Origin of the sequence: Sandarakinorhabdus oryzae, from assembly GCF_009733735.1 — a bacterium.
GTDB lineage: Bacteria > Pseudomonadota > Alphaproteobacteria > Sphingomonadales > Sphingomonadaceae > Sandarakinorhabdus > Sandarakinorhabdus oryzae.
Window position 1 is genome coordinate 1 of record NZ_WNJP01000223.1, and the last position, 3,757, is coordinate 3,757.

The 3,757-nt window shown below is 66.8% G+C and carries 3 protein-coding genes and 1 pseudogene; 2 read left to right on the plus strand and 2 right to left on the minus strand.

Going from position 1 to position 3,757, the window contains the following annotated elements; genetic code table 11:
- A pseudogene (locus GJ693_RS17080) lies at positions 1–298 on the plus strand (amidase); the annotation flags it as partial.
- Between the two features lie 4 nt (positions 299–302).
- Here the strand turns inward: GJ693_RS17080 and GJ693_RS14555 are convergent.
- A complete protein-coding gene (locus tag GJ693_RS14555; protein ID WP_156256988.1) occupies positions 303–1,148 on the minus strand; it encodes an AAA family ATPase in 846 nt (281 codons plus the stop codon).
- A 131-nt stretch (positions 1,149–1,279) separates the two neighbouring features.
- On the opposite strand from GJ693_RS14555, the gene GJ693_RS14560 reads away from it, so the two are divergent.
- Complete coding sequence (locus tag GJ693_RS14560) at positions 1,280–2,818, plus strand: hypothetical protein (RefSeq protein ID WP_156256989.1); 1,539 nt, start codon at positions 1,280–1,282, stop codon at positions 2,816–2,818.
- Here GJ693_RS14560 and GJ693_RS14565 read toward each other — a convergent pair whose 3' ends face one another.
- Positions 2,819–3,529 carry a hypothetical protein gene (locus GJ693_RS14565; RefSeq protein ID WP_156256990.1) on the minus strand — a complete coding sequence of 237 codons (711 nt, stop codon included), beginning with the start codon at positions 3,527–3,529 and terminating at the stop codon, positions 2,819–2,821.
- Positions 3,530–3,757: the final 228 nt, after the last annotated feature.

Consider the following 3,757-nt stretch of genomic DNA (forward strand, 5'->3'; position numbering starts at 1 on the left):
GGCCAGAGCGACGCTGCGTCTGCGCTATGATCCGCTCACCGCGCGCCTGCATGCTGACGTGGCGGCCAGCGGCGCAGGCAAGGATGCGCCGATCGCCGTGGCGGTGCATCGCCGCCAGGGCGACGGGCCGGGGCCGATCCTGGTCACGCTGCGGCTGGCCGGCACGCGCACGGCCAGTGCCGAATATGCGCTCGATGCCCTGGGCCGCGCCGATCTGGCGGCCGGGCGATTGACGGCCATGCTCTATACGACAGCCGCCCCGCTGGGGGCAGGGGCGACCAGTTTGGCGTTCAGATAGGCGGTCAGACCTGCCCGCGCCGGCTCATGAAGGCCAGCCGTTCAAACAGCATCACGTCGGCCTCGTTCTTGAGCAGTGCGCCGTGCAGCGGCGGGATCAGCGATTTGGTGTCGCGGTTGCGCAGCACGTCCACCGGCAGATCCTCGTGCATCAGCAGCTTCAGCCAGTCGAGCAGCTCACTGGTGGAGGGCTTCTTCTTCATGCCCGGCACTTCGCGCATGTCGAAGAAGATGTTGAGCGCCTCGCCAACCAGGGCGCGCTGGATGTTGGGATAGTGGACGCGCACGATGGCTTCCATCGTCTCGCGGTCCGGAAACTTGATATAGTGGAAGAAGCAGCGGCGCAGGAAGGCGTCGGGCAGTTCCTTCTCGTTGTTCGAGGTGATGATCACGATCGGGCGCTGGGCTGCCTTGATGCGCTCACCGGTCTCATAGACGTCGAACTCCATGCGATCGAGTTCGGTCAGCAGATCGTTGGGAAATTCGATGTCGGCCTTGTCGATCTCGTCGATCAGCAGCACCGGCAGCTTTTCCGACGTGAACGCCTCCCACATCTTGCCGCGCTTGATGTAGTTGGAAATGTCCGAAACGCGCGGATCGCCGAGCTGGCTGTCGCGGAGGCGCGAGACCGCATCATATTCGTACAGGCCCTGCTGGGCCTTGGTGGTGGACTTGACGTTCCATTCGATCAGCGGCGCATCGAAGGCGTTGGCGATCTGCTGGGCCAGCACGGTCTTGCCGGTGCCGGGCTCGCCCTTCACCAGCAGCGGCCGGCGCAGCGTGACAGCAGCGTTGACCGCCACCTTCAGATCATCGGTGGCGACATAGCCGGTGGTGCCTTCGAAACGCATGATCAATTTCCTTCCGCGCCAAGGGTTATGCGCCCGCGACGAAGCGTGCAATCCTGTCATTGTGCGAAGGTCGGGCCAGTGCCATAACGCCGCAGTAAAGGGGCCAAGGGCCAAAAAACCGGGGGAATTTCATGCGTTCGTCTTTGCGTGTCGTGGTGGCTGCGGCCTTGCTTGCGGCCACGGCAGCGCCGGTACTTGCCGCACCTTCAGCGCTGATCCGCTGCGATGGCTATGGCCGCCGGCAGACGCCGGGTGAGCAGGTCGGGCGCGGCATCCTGATCCTGGGCACACTCGGCCTGTTCGGCAGCGCCGAGGCCGACAATCCAGCGGCCCGCGAAGCCGGCGAGAAGGGTATTGCCGCCTGCACCGAAGCGCTGACCGACAGCCGCACCACCGGCAATCCGGTGCGCCGCGCCGAGGTGCTGATGATGCGCGGCGTGCGCCAGTTCGAGATGGGCCGGTTTGACGACGCCATCGCCGACGCCAAGGCCGCCCGCAGCGTGGAGCTGACCCCGCTGGTGCGCGCGCATTTTGACCGGAACATCGGCGCCGGCTCCATCATGCTGGAGGCCTTTGCCCGGCTGTCGCAGAACAACCAGGCCGAAGCCGAGAAATTGGCGTTCCAGGCCGCCAACGCCCGGCCCAACGGCAATTTCCTCACCGAGGAGGCGTTGCGCATCATGGCGTTGTCACCCGAGGTGACGGCGGATGAGCGTTTCCTGATCGACCGGCTGTGGCGACTGCTGCCCAACTTGCGGCCGGCGGTGAACCTGGAAGGCGCCGGCGATTGGGTGGGCGCGGCAGCGAGCGTGAAGACACTGACCGCCGGCATGACCAAGCCGGGCGTCGTCATCCTGTCCCGCCTGGCCGCGCTGCAGGCGCTGGCGGGCGACAGCAAGGGCGCCGAGGAGACGCTGGCCAAGGTCTCGCAGGATATCGACGAACTGGCGGCCAAGGCCGGCGGCACCGATCAGGCCGCGCAGACCGCCGCGCAGCAGGTGGCGCGCGCCGACGAGATGGTGCAACTGGCCCGCGCGCAGCTGGCGCTGAACCAGGGCAAGACCGAGGAGGCCAAGGGCTTCCTGGCCGGGCGGCCGCGCTGGTTGTCGCCGGCGGCATTGACTGCGCAGATCATCGCCAATGTGCAGGCCAAGGGTGGTGCCGGCACCGCGCCGGGGGTGGACCCGGCCAAGATCCGCAGCGACGCCGCCAAAGTGGCGCGCGAAGCGGTCACCGGCAAGGGCGTGCTCAATCTGCTGGTGACGATGCTGCCGCGTTGGGAAGAGCCCGGCGAGGCGCAGGATTTCGGCAAGGCGATGACAGCGCCTTCAAAGTTGATGCAGCCCAAGCCATCCCGCGACGGCGCGGCAACCAGCATCAGTTCGGCGCGCGTGGCGGCGATCGATACCGTGACCGAGGCGTTGCTCGTGGCTGCAGCCCGGGCCACGGCCGCCAAGGGCCAGGACCGCTTTGCCGTGCTCTTGAACTTCATCCTGCCCAGCACCAACCGCGCCGGGCTGACCAGCCGGTTGAGCTTGCTGGATTTCGTGACGCCCGCTGACGCAGCCTTTGCGGCTCAGGAAGCGCGGGCGTTCAAGGTGGCGGACATCGAGGCGGCACTGGGCGGCCAGTATCGGCCGCCGGAACCGGTGAAGCGCACCGGCGGCTGATCAGCGATAGGCGTAGGTGACTTCGTTGGTTTCGCCGCCAACGAAGCCGAACATGCTGCCCTTGCTGTCGGCGGTCTGGCTCGCCAGCCGCGGGCGGCCATCAGGGCCCAACCGATAATCGCTGATCTGCTCGAAATTCGTCACCTTGATCAGCAGGTTCAGCTTGAAATTCTCGTGCGCTTTCACCTTCAGGCGGGCGACATAGGGCTTGCCATCATTGCTGGCCAGCACCGCCTCACCCGAAAGGTGGCTGGAAATGTCGGAAGTGTCGGTCCGCACCGTGCCCGGCGGCAGCACCGGGATCTTCAGCACCTTGCGGCCATCGCCGTCGGTCGAGATGTCGGAAGCGGCGGCCATCAGCGCGGCCAGCCGGTAATAGCCGGGCACCGGGTTGGCAGCGGTGGCCTTGCGGAAATCCTTGAGCTGGCTGGCAGTGGGCGGCTTGCCGTTGACGCTGACCAATGACCAGTGCTGCCCATCCCAGCGCTCCACGGTCACCGTCTTGTCCTTGATGCCGGGGCCGCGGCGGACGGCGGTGGTGGTGCGATCGAAGGCGATGGTGGCCGGGTTGGTGGCGCGCGCATCGGTGATGATGGCATCGCGCAGCGGTTCGAGCCGCAATTCGTCGGCAGGGGCGGCCGCCATCAGCAGGCTGGCGAGCACCGGCAGCACGATGTGGGGCAGGGGAAGGCGAGTTCGACCCGTGTTCATTGCGTCATCCGATAACCCGGCGCGACATTCTGCCACAAGCGGCAACCGTGATTGGCCACCGCGTCAGGCAGAAATTGCCGCCGCGGCGTTGCATTGCGGCATCACCTGTTTCCAATTGATGAACGGCTGGAGGCCCGATCGGTTGCGGGCCGGCGTTCAGCCCGCGTTGGCCAGGCCCTGGGCGGCGAGACGCAGGCCCGGGCGCAGCGCCAGCGCGCGGCGGAAGTC